Raw genomic sequence first — 1,416 nt, forward strand, 5'->3', positions numbered from 1 at the left:
CTCGCGTATAATCGTCGGCAGCGTCAGATGTGTATAAGAGACAGCCCCGAAATGGCCCGCATCTGGGAGCCGGAGAACCGGTTCCGCATCTGGTTCGAGATCGAGGCGCACGCCTGCGACGCGCAGGCGGAGCTGGGAGTCATCCCGAAGGAGGCCGCCGCCGCTGTGTGGGAGCGCGGCAAGTGGGAGATCGACCGCATCGACGAGATCGAGCGGGAGACCCGCCACGACGTCATCGCCTTCCTGACCAACCTCGCCGAACATGTTGGGCCGGAGGCGCGCTTCGTCCACCAGGGCATGACCTCGTCGGACGTGCTGGACACCTGCCTCGCCGTGCAGATGACCCAGGCCGCCGACCTGCTGCTCGACGACATGGACAAGCTGCTGGCCGTGCTGAAGCGCCGCGCCTACGAGCACAAGGACACCGTCACCATCGGGCGCAGCCACGGCATCCACGCCGAGCCGACGACCTTCGGCCTGAAGCTGGCCAGCCATTATGCCGCCTTCGCCCGTGGGCGGGAGCGTCTGGTCCAGGCGCGCGCCGACATCGCCACCTGCGCCATCTCCGGCGCGGTCGGCACCTTCGCCAACATCGACCCGCGGGTCGAGCAGCACGTCGCCGCCAAGATGGGGCTGACGCCGGAGCCGGTGTCCACCCAGGTCATCCCGCGCGACCGCCACGCCTTCTACTTCTCGGTTCTGGGCGTCATCGCCTCGTCGATCGAGAATCTGGCCGTGGAGATCCGCCACCTGCAGCGGACCGAGGTGCGCGAGGCGGAGGAGTATTTCCATCCGGGCCAGAAGGGCTCCTCGGCGATGCCGCACAAGCGCAACCCGGTGCTGTCGGAGAATCTGACCGGTCTGGCGCGCATCGTCCGCGCCGCCGTCGTCCCGGCGCTGGAGAACGTCGCCCTGTGGCACGAGCGCGACATCTCCCACAGCTCGGTCGAGCGCATGTTCGGCCCCGACGCCACGGTGACGCTGGACTTCGCTCTGGCCCGCCTGACCGGCATGATGGACAAGCTGGTGGTCTATCCGGAGCGCATGCAGAAGAACCTGGACGACCTGGGCGGCCTGGTCTTCTCGCAGCGCGTCCTGCTGGCCCTGACCCAGGCCGGGATGAGCCGCGAGGACAGCTACAAGGCGGTGCAGCGCAACGCCATGCAGGTGTGGGAGAAGGGCGGCAACTTCCTCGACCTGCTGTCGTCGGACGCCGACGTCGCGAAGCACATCTCCCGCGAGACGCTGGCCCCGATGTTCGACATGACCTACCACACGAAGAACGTCGACATGGTGTTCAAGCGCGTGTTCGGCGAGTGAGGGTTCGGGGGCTTCGATGATCTTCGGAGCCCCCACCCTTCCCGCTTCGCGGGCCCCTTCCTGTCTCTTATACACATCTGACGCTGCCGACGATTA

Annotated in this window: 1 protein-coding gene; it reads left to right on the forward strand. The window is 67.0% G+C overall.

The window, feature by feature from the left end; translation table 11 throughout:
* Positions 1 to 27: 27 nt before the first annotated feature.
* Positions 28 to 1,320: an adenylosuccinate lyase gene (purB, locus tag Q4I23_RS32665; RefSeq protein WP_498528998.1), complete on the forward strand. Its 1,293-nt coding sequence runs from the start codon at positions 28 to 30 to the stop codon at positions 1,318 to 1,320.
* The last annotated feature ends 96 nt before the right edge of the window (positions 1,321 to 1,416 follow it).

It is taken from the genome of Azospirillum sp. UFLA03-27 (assembly GCF_059803775.1).